Here is a 22,906-nt window from a genome sequence, read left to right as displayed (position 1 = left end):
CGGGCCGTGGTGCCGGCCCCCCACACTTCGAGACCCGAGGACACCGCGCGTGACTGACGAGCAGAACCCTGAGAACGAGAACGTGAACCCGGACAACACCGGGAACCCCGACGCCGGCCTGCCGGCTGGCGAGGGAGAGGCCCCGATCATCGCCCCGGCACTGACCGAGCACGACAAGGTCGAGCAGGTCGACCTGCAGACCGAGATGAAGCGGTCCTACCTGGACTACGCCATGGCGGTCATCGTGGGCCGCGCACTGCCGGACGTGCGGGACGGGCTGAAGCCCGTGCACCGCCGGGTGCTGTACGGCATGTTCGACGGCGGCTACCGTCCGGATCGCTCGTTCAACAAGTCCGCCCGCGTGGTCGGCGAGGTGATGGGCAATTATCACCCGCACGGCGACTCGGCGATCTACGACGCCCTGGTCCGTCTCATCCAGGACTGGGTCATGCGCTACCCGCTGGCCCTCGGCCAGGGCAACTTCGGATCCCCCGGCAACGACGGCGCCGCCGCCCAGCGTTACACCGAGACCAAGATGGCGCCGCTGGCCATGGAGATGGTCCGGGACATCCAGGAAGACACGGTCGACTTCCAGGACAACTACGACGGCAAGCAGCAGGAGCCGACCGTCATGCCGGCCCGGTTCCCGAACCTGCTGGTCAACGGCTCCTCCGGCATCGCCGTGGGCATGGCCACCAATATCCCGCCGCACAACCTCCGCGAGGTCGTGGACGGCGTGCAGTGGTACCTGGAGAACCCCGAGGCCTCCCGCGAGGAGCTCCTGGCCGCCCTGATGCAGCGTATCAAGGGGCCGGACTTCCCCTCCGGCGCGCAGATCCTCGGCCGCAAGGGCATCGAGGACGCGTACCGCACCGGCCGCGGCTCCATCGCCATGCGGGCCGTGGTCAACGTCGAGGAGATCCAGGGCCGGACCTGCCTGGTGGTCACCGAGCTGCCGTACATGGCCAACCCGGACAACCTGGCCGCCAAGATCGCCGAGATGGTCCGCGACGGCAAGCTCTCGGGGATCGCGGACATGCGCGACGAGACCTCCGGCCGCACGGGTCAGCGCCTGGTGATCGTCCTCAAGCGGGATGCCGTGGCCAAGGTGGTGCTCAACAACCTCTACAAGCACACCCAGCTGCAGGAGAACTTCTCCGCCAACATGCTGGCCCTCGTGGACGGTGTCCCACGGACCCTGTCCCTGGACGGATTCGTGCACCACTGGGTGATGCACCAGATCGAGGTGATCGTCCGGCGCACGGAGTTCCGCAAGCGCAAGGCCGAGGAACGTGCCCACATCCTGCTGGGGCTGCTCAAGGCCCTGGACATGCTGGACGAGGTCATCGCCACCATCCGGGCCTCCGCCAACGCGGATGCGGCCCGGGACGCCCTGATCTCGCTCCTGGACATCGACGATGTCCAGGCCAAGGCCATCCTCAACATGCAGCTGCGGCAGCTGGCCGCACTGGAACGCCAGGGGATCCAGGACGAGTACGACGAGTTGCAGGCGAAGATCGCCGAGTACAACGCGATCCTGGCCTCCCCGGAGCGCCAGCGCGAGGTGGTCTCCACCGAGTTGGCGGAAATCGTGGCGAAGTACGGTGACGACCGCCGCACGGAGATCATGTACGGCTATGACGGCGACATGTCGATCGAGGATCTGATCCCCGAAGAGGAGATGGTGGTCACCATCACCCGCGGCGGCTACATCAAGCGCACGCGGATCGACAACTACCGGGCGCAGAACCGTGGCGGCAAGGGCGTGCGTGGTGCCTCCCTGCGCAACGACGATGTGGTGGAGCACTTCTTCACCACGTCCACGCACCATTGGATCCTGTTCTTCACCAATCTGGGCCGGGTCTACCGCATCAAGACCTACGAGCTGCAGGAAGCGGGGCGGGATGCCAAGGGCCAGCACGTGGCCAACCTGATGGCCTTCCAGCCCGAGGAGCGGATTGCCCAGGCACTGCCGCTCGCCGACTACGGACGGGCGCCCTACCTGGTGCTCGCCACCCGGCAGGGCCTGGTCAAGAAGACCCTGTTGGCGGACTACGACACCAACCGCACTGCCGGCGTCATCGCCATCAAGCTGCGCGATGACGACGAGGTCGTCTCGGCCAAGCTGGTCTCGGAGGAGGATGACCTGATCCTGATCTCCAAGAACGGCCAGTCGCTGCGCTTCAACGCCACCAACGAGGCACTGCGTCCCATGGGCCGCGCCACCTCCGGCGTCACCGGCATGAAGTTCCGTCAGGGGGACGAGCTCCTCACCGCAGACGTGGTCCGCGAGGACGCCTTCGTGTTCATCGTCACGGACGGCGGCTACGCCAAGCGTTCCACGGTGGACGAGTACCGCGTGCAGAATCGCGGTGGACTGGGCATCAAGGTCGGCAACATCGTCGAGGATCGCGGAGAGTTGACCGGCGGCCTCGTGGTGGAGGAACAGGACGAGGTGCTCGTGGTGATGAACTCCGGCAAGGTGGTCCGCTCCGCCGTCACCGGTGTTCCGGCCAAGGGCCGCAACACCATGGGCGTCATCTTCGCCAAGCCGGACAAGAACGATCGGATCATCGCCGTCACACTCAACAACGAGAAGCAGCTCAACGGTGTGACGGACGAGGATCCCGAGGGCGAGGTCGCAGGGGATGTTACCGAGGGTGAAGTACCCTTGGACTCTGAGACGGCCGCCCCCGCCAGTGCGGAGGGGACCGACACGACCGTGACAGCCACCGAATCCGCAGCGGTCGATCCTGACCCGGACGCGGAGATTGACGGAGGACAGTAGTGAGCACATCCGGAACGCCCCGGCCTGCAGGCCAACGCCCGGCCGGCGGTTCGTCGGACAGGGGAGCCGCACCTCGCGGGACGCAGCAGCGACCCTCGGCGCAAGGTTCCCGTCAGCCCGGCCAGCGTCCGCAGAATGCCCGTCCCGCAGGGTCCTCGGGATCCGGACAGAAGCGCCCCGCGCAGCGACCCGCCGCCCAGGGCTTGGTGCGTCCGGCGCCCAAGGCCAAGGTCCGCAAAGCCCGGCTGCTCGTCTCCAAGGTCGATCCGTGGTCAGTGCTGAAGATGGCCTTCCTGCTGTCGGTGGCTTTGGGCATCGTCACCGTTGTCGGAGCCGTGGTGCTGTGGACCGTCATGGACCTGACCGGCATCTTCGACCAGGTCAACGACCTGTTGGCCCAGGTCCTGGGCTCAGAGGGAGGATCGTTCACGGTGCAGCAGCTGATCTCGCTGGGCCAGGTCGCCTCCTTCGCGACGATCATCGCGGTGGTCAATGTGGTGCTGCTGACGGCCTTGAGCATGCTCGCCGCCGTCCTGTACAACATCTCCGCGACCCTCGTCGGCGGGATCGGGGTCACCCTGACCGATGACTGAACACCACAGCGTTCGCTGCGCGGGCAGAGATGAGGGTTAAGCACCTCTGATCTCTGCCCGCACAGCGAGAGGCTCGACCGGATCATTCATCGATTTTGACGGTCAGCCCTGCTGGGGTAATGTTGACTCTCGTTCCGGAGACACGATTTGGTTCGGTCTTTCGAAACGTGAGGGCGTATAGCTCAGGCGGTTAGAGCGCTTCGCTGATAACGAAGAGGTCCCAAGTTCAAGTCTTGGTACGCCCACCCACGCAGTCCCCCATCCGGCCGTAGGCCGGGGAAGGCGGCACCATGAAGCCGGTAGTTCGACTGGCTGCCCTGGCAGCTGGCGTGGCCGCAGTGCTCGGAATCCGCTTCTGGCGGGAGAACGAACGTGGCAAGCAGGTCTGGAGTTCCGCCACAGATTCACTGGACAGCCCCGGAGATCCGCGTGAGAATCAACCGGACGCACATAACTGAACACCCCTCGGGGGCATGGCGCAATTGGTAGCGCACCTGCTTTGCAAGCAGGGGGTTAGGGGTTCGAGTCCCCTTGCCTCCACCGAGAGAAGGGCCCGGGACACCAGTGGTGTCCCGGGCCCTTCTGTTTCAACCGGCAGCCGGGCGCCGGGTCAGCATCACTCTGCGGACTTCGGGGCGGGAATCCCCTCGACCTTCTCCTCGGGGGCATCCACGGAGTCCACGGTGGCGGTGCCCGCGGCGACGCTGGGAGCCGGGGTGGCTGCAGCGGAGCTGGTGGCGGGAGTCGGCCCCGGAACGGAGGGAGCCTTGGTGGCCAGGTCCGGATCGGCACCGGCCGATGCCGGGGCGGACGGGGCGTCCTGCTTCGGCAGCGGTGAGGGGGCCGGGGTCTTCCACGGATCCTCGACCGGCTTGGTCAACTGCCAGACGGCGATCGCCGCGACGCCAGCGGCCACCACGATGCCGGTCACGAGCCAGCCCTTGCCGCCCTTGTGCTGCTTCTTGGCCTGCTTCTTCAGCTGCTTCTCCGCCGCCGTGGCGTACTCCTCGGCGGCCTTCTTCAATTTCTTCACGGTCTTCTTGTCACCGGTGATGTTCACCAGGGCCTTCTCGACAGCTGGGGAGACCTTGACGCCGTGAGCCGCCTTCGAGGCCTGGCCGGCCACCGTGGCGAGGCGTGCCGACGCGGCGGGGACGTACTCGCCCTCCACCTTGCTTCGAGCCCCCTCGAAGGCCGGGGCCAGCCGGTCGAGCTGGGCCTGGACCTGCGGGGAGACCCTGTCAACGGCCCCAGACAGCACCGAGCTCGCCTGAGCCAGGCCGGCCCTGACCTGCGGGCTGAGCTTCTCCACGGCCTCGGACACCTGCTGGGAGGTCCTCTCCCCGGCGGCCTTGCCCTGGACCTTGCCCTCACCGAGGCCCCGTTCGGCCCAGGCCAATGCGGCCTCCACCTTCGGGGCAGCCCAATGTGCCGCATGGTCCACGCCGGAGTTGATCCGGTCTTCGATGCTCGGGACAGTCGTCTTCTTGCTCATCTGAACCTCCATGACGTGCGGTTGTGCACTGTGGTGTGCCGGCAACCCACCGGTCCGCCGGTCCTGGAGATAGCCTACGGGGTCCGGGCCGCCACGGCACGGTGAGCCCGGAGCGCGGGGATTCGGCTGTGGGCGAAGTTGTCACCACCGTTGAGCCGCGGCGGGCTCTGACCGGCGCGGTGATGGAACAATGGCGACCATGACTGCCATTGCAACGCACACCGCCACCATCAAGACCACCGCCGGCGACATCCTCGTCGAGCTCTACGGCAACCACGCCCCGAAGACCGTCCAGAACTTCGTCGGGCTGTCCACCGGCGAGCGGGAGTGGACCCACCCGCAGACCGGGGAGACCCACAACGGCACCCCGCTGTACAACGGGACCGTCTTCCACCGCATCATCAAGGACTTCATGATCCAGGGCGGAGACCCGCTCGGCCAGGGTTTCGGCGGCCCCGGCTACCAGTTCGACGACGAGATCAGCCCGGACCTGGACTTCAACGCCCCCTACAAGTTGGCCATGGCCAACGCAGGCATCCAGAACGGACGCGGGACCAACGGCTCCCAGTTCTTCATCACCACCGTGCCGACCACCTGGTTGCAGGGCAAGCACACCATCTTCGGTGAGGTGAGGGACGAGGCCTCCCAGAAGGTCGTCGACACCCTGAACGCCGTGGCCACCGATGGTCGTGACAAGCCGCTCGAGGGCGTCTCGATCGAGTCCATCGAGATCAAGGAAGCCTGAGTCTCCTTGTCCCACCAGACCGCGGGCGGTCCGGACGGAGGGGCGGGCCGGCAACTGCCGGTCTGCCCCCGCCACCCGGACCGCCCTTCGTTCATCCACTGCCAACGCTGCGGACGTCCCGCGTGCCCGGAATGCCAGCGTCCGGCCGCCGTCGGCATCCACTGTGTTGACTGTGCCGCTGGCCGGGGCCCGGACGGAATAGGCAGTGCCGGCCCCGGACAGCCGTCCACCGATCCGTGGGGGGTTCCGCTCTCCGGACCGGCCGAGGGGGCGAGGCCACCCTACGGCGAGGGCCGGCTGATCCTTCCGACGGGCACGGGCAGGGGCCGTCCCGGGCAGACAGTCGTGCGCCGCCGGTCCGGGCAACCGTGGGTCACCTGGACCATGATCGGGCTCTGTGTGGCCATGTACGCCCTGCAGTGGGTCACCTCGGGCCAGCGCATCGGGATCACCGAGCAGTTCTTCTACGCCGGATTGCACACCTCTTCACAGGCCATGGAGCCGTGGCGCATGCTGACCTCGGCCTTCCTGCACTCGCTGGGCAACCCGCTGCACATCGTGCTCAACCTGTACACCCTGTGGCTCATGGGACGGATGCTGGAACCCGTTCTCGGATGGCCTCGGTTCCTCGCGCTCTACCTCCTGTCCGCCTTCGGCGGCTCCGTGGCGGTGCTGTTGCTCTCCAACCCCTACGTCCCGGTGGTGGGCGCCTCCGGCGCCGTGTACGGACTCTTCGCGGCCCTGTTCATCGTGATGCGCAGGACCGGGGGGAACGTCACCGGGATCGCCGCCCTGATCGGTGTGAACCTGGTGATCTCCTTCCTCCCGGGGGCCAACATCTCCTGGCAGGGCCACGTCGGCGGCCTGGTCACCGGGGCCGCCTGCGCCGCGGTGGTGGCCTATCTGCCCCGTGGTCATCGCGGGCCAGGGTTTCCGGCGCGATTGGACCAGCGGGCGGTCACCGTCCAGTGGCTCCTCCTGGCGGGGATCCTCGTGGTGCTGGCGGCCCTGACGGTCGTGGGCATCCTGCGGCTCACGGACGCCACGCTGGTCGAGTACTGGCTGGACACGTGAGCAGGCCATGCCTGGTCGCTGACGCCGGGCCTCTGACTCGCACCGGTTGACGCCCTCCGAGTCACGCTGAGGCGGTGCGGCAGCACGGACCCGTGGAGGTTCGATCCGTGAGGATCGATCCGCCACGGGTCTCTTGTTTATCCACAGAGTTATCCACTGATGTGGATGGAATGACATGGTTGTGATTCGACGCCCAAGTTATCCACAGGCGTTATCCACAGTGTGGATGAATCACAGGCATGTTGTTCACACTGTGGATAGCTCTGTGGATAGTAAACCACCATGTCAGAGACGCAATTGCAGAGAATCTGGCAACTGTGGAAAACTCGGGCGTTTTGTTGATCCTCTCCGGCAGGTCTTCCACAATTGCGAAGGAGGCGGGAACATCGGATCATGACCGAGGAAGCCGCTGAATCCACAGGCCCGTCAAAAGATAACCACAGGCCTGTCGGCCTGCCGCTCGAACAGCTGGCACAGCAATTGCGCTGGCATTGGGACCACCATCTGTCCGCCCGTCTGGCGGGGATGAGCGACGAGGAGTACCACTGGGAACCGGCACGCGGGGCGTGGGGTCTGCGTCCACGGGGCGCCGCTCCACCGGACTATCCGGGCGCCGTGCAGGCCGGTAGTGGCGACTGGGTGATCGACTTCGCCTTTCCCGAGCCGGAACCCGCACCGGTGACGACGATCGCGTGGAGGATGGCCCACGTGCTCGTGGGCGTGTTCGGGACACGGATGGCGGGGCACTTCGGCGGTCCGGAGATGGACTACTTCACCTATGACTACCCGGGTACGGCACGGGAGGCCTATGAGAGGCTCGACGCCGCTGTGGCGGCCTGGTGTGAGGCGGTGGACACGCTCGATGCGGATGCACTCAGCGCAGCCGCGGGAGAGGCCGAAGGGCCGTGGAAGGAGCACTCCATGCTGGAGCTGGTCCTACACATCAACCGCGAGGCCATCCACCACGGGGCCGAGATGTGTCTACTGAGGGACCTCTATCGCGCGGACAGGAACGTCTAGCGCCGACGTGTGATCGTACGGATGGGAAGCGTCTAGCGCCAACGCGTGGTCATGAGGAAGCCCACGCAGGCGATGCCGAAGCCGATGCCGATGTTCCAGCCACCGGCCTGTGGAATGGGTGCCACGCCCATGGTCAGGTAGTAGACGACGATCCACAGCAGGCCGACGATCATCAGACCGAACATGATGGCCTTGTACCAGGTGGGCAGCGGGCCCGGCTCGGGCTTCTCCGCGCGGCGATCGGCCCGGCGCTGGCCTCGCTCGGCCTGCGCAGCAGTCTTGCTCTTCTGGCCGATCTGGCCGGTCTTGCGGGACTTCGACTCGGGCACTTCGATTCCTGTCCACGATGGTTCGGTCACGTCGCCGCACCGGAAGCGGTCACGGCGTAGTCTGCTTCAGATGAAGTACTCGGCCCAGTCTAGCGGCGAACTGGTGGAGGACCTGGGTCCACCCGTGGGTCCACCCGGGGGCTCGCCCCGTTGCGCCGAGAACCTCCCGACCCGCCTCCGCTGCCCTGCCCGCCCGACACACGATGGGACCTCTGCTCATGACCTCCCCGACCGCATCCACCGACTCGGACCACGCCGCCGTCTCCGGGGTCGGATCCTCCGCCCGGATCCTCGTGGTCGACAACTATGACAGCTTCGTCTACACACTGGTGGGGTATCTGCGGGAACTGGGGGCAGACACCCTCGTGGTCCGCAATGATGCCGTGAGCCTTGATGAGGCCACCGAGCTCGCGGCAGAACGGGACGGGATCCTGTTGTCCCCCGGCCCCGGGACCCCCGCTGACGCCGGGATCAGTACGGACATGGTCCGGTGGGCCGCCGCGCAGGGCAAGCCCCTCTACGGGGTCTGCCTGGGCCATCAGGCGATCTCCGAGGCCCACGGGGCCACCGTGACGCACGCCGAGGAACTCATGCATGGCAAGACCTCCCGGGTCCTCCACGGGGGACACCCGATGTTCGCCGGCGTCCCTGACCCGTTCACCGCTACCCGCTACCATTCCCTGGCGGCCGTGCGCGCCACCGTCCCGGAGGAACTGGAGATCACCGCGGAGACGGACGGCGGGATCGTCATGGGTGTGGCCCACCGCAGCGCTCCGCTGTGGGGCGTGCAGTTCCACCCGGAGTCTGTGCTGACCGAGGGCGGCTACCGGATGCTGGGCAACTGGCTCGAGTACCTTGGCATGGCAGGTGCCGCCGCCCGGGCCGATACGCTCTCACCGGTGATGGACTGACATTCCCGCCGCTGTTGCATCCGGCGAGCCTGTCGCTCAGCCGCTCAGCCGCTATGCCCGTGGCCTCGATTGTTGCCCGGTCCGGTGGGCCGAGACCCGGAGGCCCCGGCAGACGATTCCGACGGGCTGGGCGACTCGCTGGGTGAGCCGGTTGCGGAGTCGCTCGGACTCGGGGACCCGCTGGGCGACTCACTTGACGGAGACGGCGAGGCAGACGACTCCTCGGGGGCCTTCGCCACCTCGACCGTGACGGACGAGTCCTGGGGCACCTCGGTTCCCTCGGGCTGTTCCTGGCCGACCACAGTGCCCGGTTCCACCGGCGCTTCGCGTTCCACCTCGGAGACGGTCATCTGCAGGCCCAACTCCTGGAGGGCCGCTCGAGCCTCCTCCTGGGTCAGGCCGACGAGGTTGGGCACCCCGACGTCGCCGGAGGACATCTGCAGCTCCACGGAAGAGCCCGACTTCACGGTGGCTCCGAGTTCCGGGGAGGTGCCGACCAGTCGGTCCCGCGGGACGTCCGCCGAGGGGACATAGCGGACCGAGGAGATGGACAGACCCACACCCTCAAGGGTGTCCCGCGCCGTGGCCTCTGACTGCCCAGCCAGGTCCGCGGAGATCTCCACCTGTTCGGGGCCCTTGGAGATGAAGAGGGTGATCTCCTGGTTCTTCTGGACGGTGGTTCCGCTGTCGGGTTCAGTGCCGACGGCCAGATCCCGCTGGATCTCGTCATCATGCACCTCTTCCAGGATGGGCCGCAGTTCCGCGGAGGTCAGCGCGTTCTGGGCCTCGATCTGGGTCATCTCGGCCACGGACGGGACCGTCACCTGATTGGCCTCCACATTGCGCCGGTTCAGTTCCTCCATCAGGAACCACCCACCGGCCACGGCGGCCAGGGCCAGGATGACCACGAGGATGGGCACCCAGACGCGGTGCGCCTTGCGCTTCTTCTTCGGGGTACCCGGGCGTGGCTCCTCGCCGAGGTCCAGCGGGTGGCCCGCGTCTTCCGGGGGAGCGGGAGGCGTGGCCGCGGTCGGGGCCGAGAGTCCTCCGGCCGGCTGACCGGAGTACCGGTCACCCGAGAGGCCCGTGTACCTCTCGGTCCTGGGCTCGCCACCGGACTCATTCCCGACGGCGGCCATCGCCCTGGTCTCTCCCTCCGGCCGGGGAGAGACGGCCGTCATGGCCTCCGTGGCGCCGTCCGGATACATCCCGGCGGCGGCACCGGCGGCAGCTCCAGCGGCGGCACCGGCAATGCCGCCGGATCGGTCCCCAGCGGCAGTCGGGCGGGACGAGTGCTGCGCAGAGCTGGCATCGGGCTGCTCAGCTGCCCGGTACAAGCTGGCACGGAATTCCAGGCCGGACTGAAACCGATCCTCTCGGTCCTTCGAGAGCGCGCGGGAGACCACTGCGTCCAGGGCGGGCGAGACGGTCGGGTTGAGCGTGGAGGGAACCGGAGGTTCCTCCCGGACATGCTGGTAGGCCACGGCCACGGGGGAATCCCCCACGAACGGCGGGCGCCCGGTCAACAGCTCGAACAGCAGGCAGCCGGCCGAGTACAGGTCGGACCGTGAATCCACGGACTCGCCCCGGGCCTGCTCCGGTGACAGGTACTGGGCGGTTCCCACCACGGCCTGGGTCTGGGTCATCGTGGCGGCCGAATCGGACAGGGCGCGGGCGATGCCGAAGTCCATGACCTTCACGGCCCCGGACTTGGTGACCATGATGTTGGCCGGCTTGATGTCCCGGTGGACGATGCCTTCCTCGTGGCTGTAGTTCAGGGCAGCCAGTACCCCGGAGGTCCACTCGATGGCCTGGTCCACGGTGATCTCGTCATGGCGCAGCAGGTCGCGTAGCGTGCGGCCGTCCACGAACTCCATGACCATGAAGGGGCAGGCGACACCCTGGTAGGCGCCGTCCTCGAACCGTTCCTCGCCCGTGTCGAACACCGAGACGATGTTCGGGTGGTTCAGCGCGGCGGAGGACTGAGCCTCCCGGCGGAACCGGGACTGGAACTGCGGATCGCGGGCCAGGTCCGGGCGCATCAGCTTGATGGCGATCTTGCGGCCGAGTTTCTGGTCCCGACCCTGGAACACATCGGCCATGCCACCCCGGCCGATGAGGTCACCGACCTCGTAACGGCCGTTGAGGATGCGTTGATGTGGCACTGTCGTTCGTCCTGTTCTCGCTGAAGTTGCTGGCTGGCCGGGGTCCCCGGGCGGTCTAGGCGGCCGGGCTCTCGTCCGTGCCCGTGGGGTCGATGGGACTCTCGGCGCTCTGGGGGGCCGTAGTCGCCGTGGGCGTTACGGTCGGAGCCGCCGAGGTCTCGGTGGGACCCGGGTCCAAGGGTGGCGGGGTCTCCGTGCCCGTGTCCGTGGGGGTGGATGGGGCCGGCGTGGTCGGGTCAGGCTGCGGGCCGGCGGAGTAGGTGACGATGATCAGCGAGCCGACCTCGACGTCCGTGTTGCTCGGCGAGAGATTGATGACCGTACCGGCGGGGGCATCGTTACGGATCTCGGCGCCCTCTACCTCCATGCCCAGGGCGCGCAGCTCACTTGCGACAGTCTCGAAGTCCCGGCCTTGATACGTCGCGGCCTGGATCGACACGGTCTCGGCCCCGGTCTCGGTGGGAGTCGGCGACTCGGTGGTCGGTTCGGACGTGCTCGGTGAGGGCGAGGGCGAGGCGGAGCCCGACTCCGACTCGCTGGCCGAGGAGCTGGCGGAGGTCACTGGCGCCGAGGAAGACTCCTCGCCACCGCCGCCGGTCAACTGGGGCCCGAGCCAGATGCCGAGGATGACGAAGACGATGAGCGCAAGCAGCCCGATCATCGGCCAGGTCCACGGGCTGCGCTTCTTCCGTCCGGCGGTGCGGTCGAGCTGGTCGTTGTAGCCCTCGGCGTCCGGGTCCAGGGAGTCTCCGGCGCGGTAGGCATCGGGGTTCTCCGTGGCGGAGATGGCACTGGCTGCGCCAGCGCCGGCACCTGCGCTGGCGGCCTCGGCCACGGGCAGTGCGGAGGTGCCCGTGCCCTCCGAACCGGAGGCACCGCTGATGACCTCGGTGGCATGGGTGTCTGACATGCCCGAGTAGTCGACGGCCTGTGTGAGCGCTTGGGTCTGGGCGCCCTGGGCGGCAACGGCCGCGGCGGCGGCACCTCCGGTCAGGAACGGAATCATTCCGGGCACGGCGGCGGCGGCGGACGCCGTGTCCTGCTGGCGCAGGGACTCTGCAGCCTCGGCCAGGGCGGTGGCGTTGGCCGGACGCTCGTCGGCCTCCTTGGCCAGCATGGACATGATCAGGGCCCGCACCGGCTCGGGGATGGTGTCCGGCAGGGGCGGTGGTGGGTCGTTGACCTGGGCCAGCGCGATCGCGATCTGGGACTCACCGGAGAAGGGACGGTGTCCCACGAGGCTCTCATAGCCGATGACACCGAGGGAGTAGATGTCCGAGGAACCGGTGGCCTGCTGTCCCGTGGCCTGTTCCGGGGCCAGGTACTGGGCGGTGCCCATGACCTGGCCGGTGGCGGTCAACGGCACCTGGTCGGCGAGCCGGGCGATGCCGAAGTCGGTGACCTTGACGCGTCCGTGCGGCGTGATCAGCAGGTTCCCGGGCTTCACGTCGCGGTGCACCAGGCCCTGGGCGTGGGCGGCGGACAGGGCACGGGCGGTCTGCGCGATGATGTTCAGGGTCCGGTCCGGGGAGAGGACCTTCTCCTTGTCCAGGATCGCCGAGAGTGGCGGTCCGGGGACCAACTCCATGACGAGGTAGCCGGAGCCGTCCTCCTCGCCGTAGTCGAAGACGTTCGCGACGCCGGGATGGTTCAGCAACGCCGTGTGCTGGGCCTCGGCCCGGAAGCGGCGCAGGAAGTTCGCGTCACCGGTGTACTCCTCCTTGAGGATCTTCACCGCCGTCAGCCGGCCCAGGATCTTGTCCTTGGCCTTCCAGACCTCGCCCATGCCGCCGATGGCGATGCGTTCGGTGAGCTGATACCTGCCGCCCAGCGTGATACCCGATGTCGGCCTCACTGTGTGACCACCGCCTCCATGATTTCCTTCAGGTTGGTCGACGTCAGCTCGCTGCCGGTGTCGAAGTCGATGTTCTGGTACACGATCGTGACGGCCACCTGCGGGTCATCGGCCGGGGCGAACCCGGTGATCCAGGAGTTGACCAGGTCATTGTCCGCTCCCAACTGGGCAGTGCCGGTTTTCGCGGCGATGTCCACGCGGTCTGACTGGGCCCGGTAGGCCGTCCCGCCGTCGAGCGGGCCGCGCATCAGCTCCGTCATCTGTTCGGCGATCTCCGGGGTGGTGGAGCGCTTGAAGACCTCCGGCTGCACGTCCTCCAGCAGCGTCAGGTCCGAGCCGCGGATCGTGTCGATCAGCTGCGGTTTCATCATCGTCCCGTCGTTGGCGATCGCGGCGGCGACCATGTTCATCTGCAGGGCGGTGGCCTTCACGTCCCGCTGGCCGATCGAGGACTGGGCCAGGGCTGCGTCATCCAGGTCCTCGGGGAACTGCGAGGCGGCGACCGTCAAGGGGATGTCGAAGGACTCGTTGAACCCGAAGTTCTCCGCCGTGGTGCGGATCCGGTCCTGGCCCAGCTCCATGGCCGCGAGGGCGAAGGGCGTGTTGCAGGACTGGGCGAAGATCTCGGCGAGGGTGGCCTCGTCCATCGGGCCGCACAGGCCGCCGCCGAAGTTACCCAGGGGCGTGTTCGTGTTCGGCAGGGTGATGGAATCCGGGACGTCGAGGACCTGATCCGGTTGGTACTCGCCGGACTCGAGCATGGCCACCGTGTCGATGAGCTTGAACGTGGAGCCCGGGGCCGGCAAGGAGGCGGTGGGCCGGTTGAGGTAGGGGCTCAAGCCCGGCACAGACTGCAGCTCCTCCATGTTCGCCGAGGCCTCGGCCCCGCTGTGCGTGGCGAGCAGGTTCGTGTCATAGCTGGGCTTGGAGGCCATGGCCAGGATGTCCCCGCTCTCCGGATCGGTGATCACCACGGAGGCCTCCACCCCCTCCGGCATCACCGAGTAGGCGAGTTCCTGCATCTCGGGGTCGATCGTCAACTCCACCTGGGCACCCTCCATCTGGGTGCCGGAGAACAGTTCGATGATGCGATCCACGAACTGGCCGTCCGAGGAGCCGGCCAGGTAGCGGTTGAGCTTGTCCTCCAGGCCGGTGGCGCCGTAGGTCAGCGAATAGAAACCGGTCAGCCCCGAGTACAGCTCGGTGTCGTGATAGACGCGCTGGTAGTTGAAGTCGTCGTTGGACTCCACCGATTCGGCGATCGGGTTGCCGTCCACGAGGATCGGTCCGCGGGCGGAGCCGAACTCCTGGTAGAGCTGCCGCGAGTTGAAGTCGTTGTTCTTCAGGGCATCGGCGGCGATGACCTGGATGATGGAGATGGCCACCACGAGCACCATGAACATGGCGACGATGACGACCCAGGAATTACGGATGGCCTGATTCATGCGGTGACCCCTCCTGCCGGCGTCTCGACCGGAACCCCGGACGTGCGGTCCTGGTGCCCTGATCCAGAGCCGGACGCGTTGACCATGGGGCCGACGGCGACCGGCTTGCGCGCCGACTGGGACACCATCAGTACGAGCGCCACCACGATCCAGTTGGCCAGCAGTGAGGAGCCACCGGCCGCCATGAACGGAGTGGTGAGGCCGGTGAGCGGGATCACCATGGTGACTCCACCGATGACCACGAAGCACTGCAGGGCCATGGTGAAGGCCAGTCCGGCGGCCAACAGCTTGCCGAAGGTGTCACGGGTTCCCAGGGCGGCGCGGAGCATGCGGGTCACCAGCAGCACGAAGAGCATCAGAATCGCGGACAGGCCGATGAAGCCCAGCTCCTCGCCGAACGAGGCGATGATCATGTCCGAGTTGGCGTAGGCCACGATGTCTGGCCGCCCTCCGCCCAGGCCGGTGCCGAGGAGTCCGCCGGAGGCGAGACCGAACAGTCCCTGGACGATCTGGTAACTGCCGGCGCCGCGGTTGTAGACCTCCGGGTCGAAGGCATGGAGCCAGGCGTCCACGCGCAGCCCCACATGGGAGATGGTGTTCACGGCGATCAGCCCGCCCACGGCCACGAGGACCAGGCCGAGAATGATCCAGGACACCCGGGAGGTGGCCAGGTAGATCATGGCCATGAACAACCCGAAGAACAGGATGGCGGAGCCGAGGTCCCGCTGGAACACGAGCACGCCCATCGAGATCAGCCACGCGATCACCAGGGGGCCCATGTCCCGGAAGCGGGGGAAGGTCACGGGGCCGATCTTCTTGCCGGCCAGCAGGATGAGGTCCCGGTTGGCAGAGAGGTAGCCCGCGAAGAAGATGGCCAGGGTGATCTTGGCGATCTCTCCCGGCTGGAAGGAGCCCACGCCGAGGTTGATCCAGATCCGGGCGCCGTTGATCTCCATGCCCAGCCCCGGGATCAGCGGCAGCAGCAGCAGGATGCCGGAGGCGGCGAGGAACAGATAGGGCCAGCGCCGCAGGACACGGTGGTCCTTGAGCAGCCAGAGCAGGGCGATCGCCACGCCCATGGCCACCACGGTCCACATCAGCTGGCGGGAGGCGGCGTCGTCCCCCTCTGCCACGTCGATACGGTGGATCATGGCGATCCCGAGGCCGTTGAGGGTGACCACGATCGGCAGGATGTACGGATCCGCATACCGTGCGCGTAGCCGCAGCACCAGGTGGAAGACCAGGGCCATGATGGCCAGCACGGCCGACTGCACCCAGTATTCGGAGGTGATCTCGCGGTCCATGCCGAGGCCGGCGAGCAGGCTGGCGCCGGTGCCGATGCTCAGGCCCACGATCAGCAGCACCAGTTCGGTGTTGCGTCGCGGACGGGGGGCGGAAGAGATCTGGGACATCAGCGATCACCTCCTGGAGGGGTGGACGGGGGCGTGGAGGTCGGACTGCCTGAGGGAGTCCCCGATGGCGAAGCGCTCGGCGACCCGGACGGGGACGGGCTCGGCGTGGCCGGCGGATCCGGGGTCACGGAGTTCTCCAGGTCGGCCACGATCTGCTGGGCGTGCTCGAGGTCGCGGGCCGGCAGGCCCGATTCGACGCGTTGACGTGAATATGCTGGCAGGTCCTCCAACGCCACGTCCGTCTCACTGTCCAGGTGGGACAGCTGGATCGGACCCAGCCGCTGGGAGACTCCGTTGTAGATGGCCACCCGGCCGTCCTGGGCCCCCACGTAGTACTGGGTCTGTGTCCACAGGTAGCCCCAGAGCAAGAGCACGGCGAAGATCAGCGCCAAGAGCGCGGTGAAGACCGGGATGAAGACGGAACGACGTCGGCGCGGCCGCTCCTCCTCCCGTGTCCCGTCCCGCGTTTCCTCCGGTCCGGGCCCGCCGGAATCCGAGCCGTCACCGAGACCGTCGTCCGAGCCACGATGGCCCTCGATGAGCTCCGAGGCGGCGGAGACCGCCAGCGGGTCGGGCAGGACACCCTCCGCCTGGGCACCGTGGCTGGCCGCGCCGGTCAACAGGGCGGCCGCACGCTTCTGGGTGCTGCGGCGGGTGACGATGGGGATCTTGCCGGTCTGGGTTGCCAGGTCGGCGGCACCGACGAGGACATGGGGGCGTGACTCCAGATCCTCCCGCAACAGGGAGGCCGAGACGGGGCCGGCCTCGCCGGGGGTGGCGGCGGCGAGGGCCTGGTCGGAGAGGTGGGCGGGCGGGGGCAGGGCTGCCTCGGCCTCAGTGGCCTCGTCCACCTCCAGTGCCACGACGGTGACGTTGTCCGGGGCACCGCCGGACAGGGTCAGCTCAACCAGTTCATCGGCCACGGCCTGCAGGTCGCTCCGGTGGCGCAGCTTCTGCTCGATCACGGAGGGCGGCACCACGGCGGTCAGCCCGTCAGAGCACAGCAGCCAGCGCTCGCCGGGTGCGGCGTCCACGGCCGAGATGTCGAGCTCCGGGGAGGCATCCACGTCCCCGAGCACCCGCATGAGCACGTTCTTGTGCGGATGCGACTCGGCCTCGGCCGGGTTCAGCCGTCCCTCGTCCACGAGGCGCTGCACGAAGGTGTGGTCGATGCTGATCTGCTCGAAGGTGTCGTCCTTGAGCCGGTAGGCCCGGGAGTCTCCGATGTGCGCCACGTGGATGGTCCGCCCGGCGAGCAGCATCGCCGTGCACGTGGTCCCCATGCCGGCGAGCTTGGGGCTGGCATGGACCAGGTCGTTGAGGATCAGGTTCGCGTTCTGGATCTCGTCCGGCAGCACGGTCTCCGGACTGGCATAGCCGGTGGCGTCCAGGGGGGCCAGGTCCAGCACCGTGGAGGCGCTGGCCACATCGCCCCCGACGTGCCCGCCCATGCCGTCGGCCACGACGGCAAGGTGTAATCCGGCATAGGCAGAGTCGTCGTTCTTCGACCTGACCCTGCCCACATCGGATCGCGCAGCGAAGCGGAGGACCAAAGGCATCGGCGTCAGGACCTCAGTTCGAGGACGGTCTTGCCGATCCGGATCGGGGTGCCCGGGTCCACGGCCACGGTGCGCGTCAGCTGGGAGCCGGACACATAGGTGCCGTTGGTGGAGCCGAGGTCCTCGAGGAACCAGCGTGAGCCCTGCGGGAACAGGCGGGCATGACGGCCCGAGACATAGTCGTCGTCCAACACCAGGTCAGCCTCTTGGGCGCGCCCGAGCAGGAGCGGTGATCCGTGCAGTTCCACGACGGAGCCCTGGAGTGGGCCCTCGGTGACCTGGAGCCGCGTCGGCAGCGGCCGGGCCTGTTGCTGGCCGGTGGTCTGGCCTCCGGTCCCGGAGGCGGGTGCACCACCACTGGGGCCACCACTGGGACTGACGGCCGTACCGGCGGCTGCGCCGGCGGCGACGGGCGCCGCGTTCTTGCCGCGGGGACGGACCTTGTTGCGGGCGCCGACCATGAGATCCCGCCCCTGGGAGGAGACGATCGAGATGATGAGGATCCACATGACCAGCAGCAGGCCCAGCCGCAGGGCGGCCACGGCAAGTTCACTCATGAGGCACCTCCCTGGCCCGGCGTGTCCCGCGCGGGCAGCATCCTGAAGACCATGGCAACACGTCCCATCGTGATTCGGTCGCCGTGCCGCAGCACGGTGGAGCCGTCCACTTTACGGTCGTTCACGTAGATGCCGTTCGTCGAGCCCAGGTCAACCGCCATGACGGTGCTGCCCCGGGTGATGATCTCCAGGTGACGGCGGGAGACGCCCGTGTCCTCCACCAGGATGTCCGCATCGGCGGAACGGCCGAGCACGATCGAATCGGCGTTGATGCCGTACTTGCGGCCGTCGATCTCGAGCACGGGCTGCAATGGTGCGGTTGCCGGCCGGGACGGCTGGGCCGGGCGCTGGGGAGACGGGCTCGGTGTCCGCCGGACCGCTTCCGCAGACGCAGCACGGGAGGGCGCGGGCCGGGAAGTCGCGGCCGGGGCCACGGGCGCCGCCGGCGGGACGGGCACGTTCCGGTCCACCGGAGCCTGGGACACGACGGCGGCCGAGCCGGTCCCGGAGGGCGAGGAGCCGGCGTCGTGCATCTGGTCCGAACCGCCGGAGCGGTCCGAGGCGGACTCGATGTCCAGCTTGCCGGCGCGCAGCGACTCCTCCTCCACGAAGGTGACGCGCACCGGGCCATGCAGGGTGTAGCCCTGGTCCCGGGCATGCCGGATGGCCTCGTCGCAGAGTTCCTCCGCCAGGGCGGAGCCCCATTTGCGGGCCAGTTCGAAGTCCGGGGTGGAGAACCGGATGATGAAGACGTTGGGCACGAAAGTGCGGCCCTCCGAGAGGACCATGGCCTCATCGTCCATGGTCAGTCTCAGGGCATTGGCGATCTCGACCGGCTTGACTGCTCGGGGGCCGCCGGCCGAGAAGGCTGACTGCACAGCCTTCTCCAGGCCGCGCTCGAGGTTATCCAGAAGACCCACGCGGGGGTGCTCCTTTCCGCAGATGTCTGTGTCGATAGTACGCGGCACGCACGAGCAAACCGGGATGAACAGGCCGGTGACGGATCTCAATGCGGTTTCAATGCGATCTTCCAGGCTGGGCTCAGGCCCCCGATTGGCCCTCGATTTGGGAATCCGTCACGGTGGGGATAGGATAGATCCTGCTGTTCTGACCGGTACGAAGGATTCCATACAGGCCTTTCGACCGGGAAGACAGACCAAAACCTCGCGCGAGTGGCGGAATTGGCAGACGCGCTGGCTTCAGGTGCCAGTGTTCGAAAGGACGTGGGGGTTCAAGTCCCCCCTCGCGCACGCGAGTCTATAACGGTGAAGGCCCCGGATCATGGATCCGGGGCCTTCACTGTTCCCGGGGACTCGCTGTAGCTGGCGAGCGGGGCTCCTCAGTCCAGTGTCCGCGGCATCGGCTTGGCGAAGCGGTCCAGGAGGGGGCCGTTGAGTTCCCGGTGGGTGCTGCTCCAGTGTGCCTCGATCGACCGCTCGTAGAAGCCCACGAGGGCCTCGGTTGCAGCACGCCAGGAATGCCGCTCGGCTTCGGTGCGGGCCGCCTTACCCATCGAGGCCTGGAACCCGCGGTCTTCGAGCAGGCGCGCCAGGCGGTCCACCCAGCCGTCCACATCGCCGGGATCGACCAGGAAGCCGGTGGCGCCGTCGTCGATCACGAAGGGGATGCCACCGGCGCGGGCTCCGACCACCGGCACCCCGGAGGCCATGGACTCCAGGGCCACCAGGCCCAGGGTCTCCGTGGTGGACGGGAAGGCGAAGGCGTCCGCGCTGGCGTAGGCGGCGGCGAGGTCCGCGCCGGACAGGTAGCCCGTGAACACGGTGTACGCCGGGTCGAACATCTTCTTCAGCTCGTCCACGTACGGACCGGAGCCCACCATGGCCAGCCGGGCACCGGGGACCCGCTCGCGGACCCGGCGCATCGGTTCCACCAGCTGGTCGAGGTCCTTCTCGCGGCTCATGCGCCCCACATAGACCACCAGCGGGGCCTCGGGATGGCCTGCGGTCAGCTTCTCCCGCATCCGGTCCGTGGCCTTGGAAGGGTGGTAGCCGACCGTGTCCACGGCCTTCGGCCACAGGTCCACCCGCTGGATGCCGACCTCACGGGCCCGGTCCACCATGGGCCCGGAGGTGCACAGGTTCACCTCGGCCTTGTTGTGGAGGAACTGGATCCAGGACTCGAGGGGGTGCCGGGCCCAGCCCACGCGCAGTGATTCCGTGTACTTCGGCACGTCGGTGTGGAAGCTCGCCAGCTGGGGCAGGTCCCGCCGCCCGGCAGAGAGCACGCCGTAGGCGGCCAGCCAGATCGGGTTGACGGTGTGGACCACGTGCGGGCGGAAGGCCTCCACCCGCCGGGCGATGGCCGGCGTCGGGACTCCCACCTTCAACTCCGGGTACAGGTAGCGCAGCGAGAAGCTCCGCACCCTGACCACCTCGTGCCCGGCGTACTCAGCCGGTGGCTCACCGGGCGCGAAGAGCAGGACCTCATGCCCCATCGCCTCCAGCTGTTCCAGGGTGCGCACCACGCGGGTCACCACGCCATCGATCTTCGGCAGGAAGACCTCGGTGAACATCGCGATGCGCATGTATAGGGCCCGCTCCCGCTACTTCACCGGGGCATGATCCGGAACAGCATCCGGAACAGCGCTCGGAACGGAGTCCGAAGCCGGAACCGGGGACGACGCCGGCCCGGCCGGGGCCGTTTCCGGGACGCCGGCCTGCTGATCGGCGGTCCAGAGCGAGGTGGCGGGGATCTTGGACAGGTCCGCGCGGTCCCGGTACTTCTCGGCGATCTGCTCGACCTCAAGCAGGAGCCCCTCGGACAGGGTGGTCGGGTGGAGTCCGAGGTCCAGGAAGGTGTCGTTGACAACGTGCAGGTCGTTCTCGGCCGACTCCTTGCGCGGGTTCGGCACCATCGCCACTTCGGCGCCGGTGATCCTGCCGATCATCTCGGCCAGGTCCCGCACGCGGTGGGTCTCCGTCATCTGGTTGAAGATCTTGACGCGCTCGCCCGCAGCCGGAGGGTTCTCCAGGGCGATCTGCACGCAGCGGACCATGTCCTGCAGGTGGATGAACGCGCGCGTCTGGCCGCCCGTGCCATGCACCGTGAGTGGATGTCCCACGGCGGCCTGCATGAGGAAGCGGTTCAGCACGGTGCCGTAGTCGCCGTCATAGTCGAAGCGGTTGATCAGGCGCTCGTCGAGTTGGGTCTGGGCCGTGTGGGTGCCCCAGATGATGCCCTGATGCAGGTCGGTGATCCGCACCGAGTCGTTCTTCACGTAGTAGGCGAACAGGTGCTGGTCCAGGACCTTGGTCAGGTGGTAGATCGAGCCTGGGTTGCTCGGATACAGGATCTGCTGTTCGATGCGCCGCGGTTCGGCCGGCTGGTCGGACGGGCCGTTCGCCTCGCCGTCCGCAGCACCGTTCGCGTCGCCGTCTGCGGTGACCTCGATGTCCAGGTAGCCCTCGGGGATCTTCATACCGGCGGTGCCGTAGCCGTAGACGCCCATGGTGCCGAGGTGGACCAGGTGGATGTCCACGCCGGACTCGACGATCGCGCTCAGCACATGGTGCGTGGCGTTCACATTGTTGTCCACGGTGTAGCGCTTGTTCTTCGAGGACTTCATGGAATAGGGCGCGGCCCGCTGCTCGGCGAAGTGGACCACGGCGTCTGGGCGCTCGGTGCGGAAGAACTCCAGGAGTCCCTCGTAGTCCTGCGCCACGTCGATGAAGGCGAAGCCGATCTGACGGCCGGAGACCTGCTTCCAGGCCGCGCGGCGTTCGGAGAGCGATCGGATGGGGGTCAGGGACTCGGCCTCGAGCTCCTCGTCGATCACGCGCCGGGAGAAGTTGTCCACGATGGTGACCTCGTGGCCCTGGTCCGAGAGGTGCAGGGAAGCGGGCCAGCCGCAGAAGCCGTCGCCGCCGAGGATCGCAATCTTCACAAGTACTCCCAATGCAGGTTGTCGAGGGACCGAACACGGCGAGCCACGGTCCGGATGCGCAGGCGGGCACCGGGGTTGGCTTCCGTGTGGGTCGAAGGGTCGTCTTGAGCCTATCCAACCGACCGGTCCTCGGGGGCCAGTGGGACGCGTGGACCTCAGGAGATTCGACGGTTGGTGGGGTGGGAGGCCCGGCTCCATGCGGGGCAGGACGGCCGCCATCGGCCGCCGTCCGCGAGGGCGCCTCGATCCGTTCATCCGAAGTTCATGCCGGTGCGGGGAATAGTTTCGGGCCGGCCATGGTTCCATTGAATGTTCAACCAATATTGGTGGAACGGCCGGGCTGCGGTCCGGACGCCACCGCTTTCAACGCAAGGAGACCCCTCATGACCGCATTGACCCCCGGAACCTGGAACCTGGACGCCACCCACACCGATGTGGACTTCACGGTCCGCCACGCCGGCATCTCCAAGGTCCGCGGCACCTTCAACGCCGTTGAGGGATCGCTGGTCGTGGCCGATGACGCCACCGCCTCGAACGTGAACATCGCCATCGACGCCAACTCGGTGGACACCGGTCAGCCGGACCGCGATGCCCACATCAAGGCCGCCGACTTCTTCGAGACCGAGGCCCACCCGAACATGACCTTCGTCTCCACCGAGGTGCGCGCCAAGGGCAACGACCCGCAGGAGTTCATCCTCGTGGGCAACCTGACCATCAAGGGCGTCACCAACCCGGTCGAGCTCAAGGCGGAGTTCGGCGGCCAGACCGTCGACGCCTTCGGCATGACCCGCGCCGGCTTCGAAGCCGCCGGTGAGATCTCCCGCAAGGACTTCGGCATCACCTGGAACGCCCCGCTGCAGGCCGCGGCCGGTGGCGTGCTCGTCTCCGACGCCGTCAAGATCCAGATCGACGCCTCCTTCGTCCTGCCGGCCGAAGAGGGCGCCCAGGCCTGAGCCTGAGCGCACCCCCGCCTGCAACGGCAGGCCAGAGCGCCCCGTTGTCCCGGAGATCATCCGGGACGACGGGGCGCTTTTGACCTCTGGAGGCGACCTGG

At 67.7% G+C, this 22,906-nt stretch carries 18 protein-coding genes and 3 tRNA genes; 10 read left to right on the top strand and 11 right to left on the bottom strand.

Translation table 11 applies throughout. The annotated features are described in order from the left end of the window. The first annotated feature begins 118 nt into the window (after positions 1-118). From gyrA to ACFFIO_RS10885, 4 genes are all read left to right on the top strand, one after another. The gene (gene gyrA, locus ACFFIO_RS10900) at positions 119-2,788 is read left to right on the top strand and encodes a DNA gyrase subunit A (protein ID WP_378041851.1); all 2,670 of its coding nucleotides are present in this window, start codon (positions 119-121) and stop codon (positions 2,786-2,788) included. Continuing rightward, entirely contained in the window at positions 2,788-3,381 is a 594-nt protein-coding gene (locus ACFFIO_RS10895; RefSeq protein ID WP_378041739.1) for a DUF3566 domain-containing protein, read from the top strand. The genes gyrA and ACFFIO_RS10895 overlap by 1 nt, the downstream gene beginning before the upstream one ends. Before the next feature lie 171 nt (positions 3,382-3,552). Further along, positions 3,553-3,626 (top strand) — tRNA-Ile (locus ACFFIO_RS10890). A gap of 222 nt (positions 3,627-3,848) precedes the next feature. Next, positions 3,849-3,921 (top strand) — tRNA-Ala (locus tag ACFFIO_RS10885). A gap of 76 nt (positions 3,922-3,997) precedes the next feature. On the opposite strand, the gene ACFFIO_RS10880 is transcribed toward ACFFIO_RS10885, so the two are convergent. Next, the gene (locus ACFFIO_RS10880) at positions 3,998-4,876 is read right to left on the bottom strand and encodes a hypothetical protein (protein WP_378041738.1); all 879 of its coding nucleotides are present in this window, start codon (positions 4,874-4,876) and stop codon (positions 3,998-4,000) included. Between the two features lie 199 nt (positions 4,877-5,075). Between ACFFIO_RS10880 and ACFFIO_RS10875 the strand changes: the two genes are divergently transcribed. From ACFFIO_RS10875 to ACFFIO_RS10865, 3 genes are all read left to right on the top strand, one after another. After that, entirely contained in the window at positions 5,076-5,621 is a 546-nt protein-coding gene (locus tag ACFFIO_RS10875) for a peptidylprolyl isomerase (RefSeq protein ID WP_378041736.1), read from the top strand. Positions 5,622-6,005: 384 nt separating this feature from the next. After that, the gene (locus tag ACFFIO_RS10870) at positions 6,006-6,695 is read left to right on the top strand and encodes a rhomboid family intramembrane serine protease (protein ID WP_378041734.1); all 690 of its coding nucleotides are present in this window, start codon (positions 6,006-6,008) and stop codon (positions 6,693-6,695) included. Between the two features lie 393 nt (positions 6,696-7,088). Continuing rightward, positions 7,089-7,715 carry a DinB family protein gene (locus ACFFIO_RS10865; protein ID WP_378041733.1) on the top strand — a complete coding sequence of 209 codons (627 nt, stop codon included), beginning with the start codon at positions 7,089-7,091 and terminating at the stop codon, positions 7,713-7,715. Between the two features lie 32 nt (positions 7,716-7,747). Here ACFFIO_RS10865 and ACFFIO_RS10860 read toward each other — a convergent pair whose 3' ends face one another. Next, positions 7,748-8,044 (bottom strand): cell division protein CrgA, encoded by a 297-nt coding sequence (locus tag ACFFIO_RS10860; protein WP_378041731.1) that lies wholly within the window; start codon positions 8,042-8,044, stop codon positions 7,748-7,750. 218 nt (positions 8,045-8,262) lie between these two features. On the opposite strand from ACFFIO_RS10860, the gene ACFFIO_RS10855 reads away from it, so the two are divergent. After that, positions 8,263-8,955 (top strand): anthranilate synthase component II, encoded by a 693-nt coding sequence (locus ACFFIO_RS10855; protein ID WP_378041729.1) that lies wholly within the window; start codon positions 8,263-8,265, stop codon positions 8,953-8,955. Between the two features lie 44 nt (positions 8,956-8,999). On the opposite strand, the gene pknB is transcribed toward ACFFIO_RS10855, so the two are convergent. Genes pknB through ACFFIO_RS10820 form a run of 7 tightly spaced genes read right to left on the bottom strand, consistent with a single transcriptional unit; the run spans position 9,000 to position 18,868 of the window. Further along, entirely contained in the window at positions 9,000-11,120 is a 2,121-nt protein-coding gene (gene pknB, locus ACFFIO_RS10850) for a Stk1 family PASTA domain-containing Ser/Thr kinase (RefSeq protein WP_378041728.1), read from the bottom strand. A 55-nt stretch (positions 11,121-11,175) separates the two neighbouring features. Next, positions 11,176-12,975: a protein kinase domain-containing protein gene (locus tag ACFFIO_RS10845; RefSeq protein ID WP_378041726.1), complete on the bottom strand. Its 1,800-nt coding sequence runs from the start codon at positions 12,973-12,975 to the stop codon at positions 11,176-11,178. Next, a complete protein-coding gene (locus ACFFIO_RS10840; protein WP_378041725.1) occupies positions 12,972-14,420 on the bottom strand; it encodes a penicillin-binding transpeptidase domain-containing protein in 1,449 nt (482 codons plus the stop codon). The genes ACFFIO_RS10845 and ACFFIO_RS10840 overlap by 4 nt, the downstream gene beginning before the upstream one ends. Continuing rightward, positions 14,417-15,832, bottom strand: a complete 1,416-nt coding sequence (locus ACFFIO_RS10835; RefSeq protein ID WP_378041723.1) for an FtsW/RodA/SpoVE family cell cycle protein — start codon at positions 15,830-15,832, stop codon at positions 14,417-14,419. Before ACFFIO_RS10835 ends, ACFFIO_RS10840 begins: the two co-directional genes overlap by 4 nt. Further along, a complete protein-coding gene (locus ACFFIO_RS10830) occupies positions 15,832-17,391 on the bottom strand; it encodes a PP2C family protein-serine/threonine phosphatase (protein WP_378041721.1) in 1,560 nt (519 codons plus the stop codon). The genes ACFFIO_RS10835 and ACFFIO_RS10830 overlap by 1 nt, the downstream gene beginning before the upstream one ends. A gap of 5 nt (positions 17,392-17,396) precedes the next feature. Beyond that, positions 17,397-17,948, bottom strand: coding sequence for an FHA domain-containing protein FhaB/FipA (locus ACFFIO_RS10825; RefSeq protein ID WP_115932488.1), 552 nt, complete (start codon positions 17,946-17,948; stop codon positions 17,397-17,399). Then, positions 17,945-18,868: an FHA domain-containing protein gene (locus ACFFIO_RS10820; RefSeq protein ID WP_378041719.1), complete on the bottom strand. Its 924-nt coding sequence runs from the start codon at positions 18,866-18,868 to the stop codon at positions 17,945-17,947. Before ACFFIO_RS10820 ends, ACFFIO_RS10825 begins: the two co-directional genes overlap by 4 nt. A 246-nt stretch (positions 18,869-19,114) precedes the next feature. Here ACFFIO_RS10820 and ACFFIO_RS10815 point away from each other — a divergent pair. Next, positions 19,115-19,198 (top strand) — tRNA-Leu (locus ACFFIO_RS10815). Positions 19,199-19,287: 89 nt separating this feature from the next. Here ACFFIO_RS10815 and ACFFIO_RS10810 read toward each other — a convergent pair. Then, positions 19,288-20,493, bottom strand: a complete 1,206-nt coding sequence (locus tag ACFFIO_RS10810; protein WP_378041717.1) for a glycosyltransferase — start codon at positions 20,491-20,493, stop codon at positions 19,288-19,290. Positions 20,494-20,511: 18 nt separating this feature from the next. Next, entirely contained in the window at positions 20,512-21,852 is a 1,341-nt protein-coding gene (locus ACFFIO_RS10805; RefSeq protein WP_378041715.1) for an NAD-dependent epimerase/dehydratase family protein, read from the bottom strand. Between the two features lie 383 nt (positions 21,853-22,235). Between ACFFIO_RS10805 and ACFFIO_RS10800 the strand changes: the two genes are divergently transcribed. Then, positions 22,236-22,805 carry a YceI family protein gene (locus ACFFIO_RS10800; RefSeq protein ID WP_378041713.1) on the top strand — a complete coding sequence of 190 codons (570 nt, stop codon included), beginning with the start codon at positions 22,236-22,238 and terminating at the stop codon, positions 22,803-22,805. The last annotated feature ends 101 nt before the right edge of the window (positions 22,806-22,906 follow it).

Origin of the sequence: Citricoccus parietis (genome assembly GCF_042433045.1) — a bacterium.
Taxonomy (GTDB): Bacteria; Actinomycetota; Actinomycetes; order Actinomycetales; family Micrococcaceae; genus Citricoccus; species Citricoccus parietis.
Note: the sequence above shows the minus strand (reverse complement) of the source record. Positions and strands in the feature narration are given on the sequence as shown.